Here is a 247-nt window from a genome sequence, read left to right as displayed (position 1 = left end):
CGTCCTGGTTACGGGATTGGGCGACATCGCCCACAAGGCTTACCTGCCGGTTCTATCGACCCTGCCGGGGCTCGAGCTGCATCTGGCGACCCGCGACCGGCGAGTGCTGGAGGAAGCGGGACCCATATTCCACGTGCGTCACCTCCACACCGGCATCGAAGAGGCGCTCGCCGCCCACAGGTTCGACGCCGCCTTCGTCCACGCCGCGACCAGCGCACATCCGGCGCTAGTGCAGACGCTGCTGGAA

Annotated in this window: 1 protein-coding gene; it reads left to right on the top strand. The window is 67.2% G+C overall.

Going from position 1 to position 247, the window contains the following annotated elements:
- Positions 1 to 16: 16 nt before the first annotated feature.
- Positions 17 to 247: hypothetical protein (locus tag AC0IYH_RS33235; RefSeq protein WP_471838667.1), on the top strand; the 231-nt coding region annotated here is incomplete at its 3' end.

It is taken from the genome of Pseudomonas sp. AC463 (assembly GCF_979253585.1).
The sequence above is the reverse complement of the archived record's forward strand: the minus strand, read 5'-3'. Positions and strand labels throughout refer to the sequence as shown.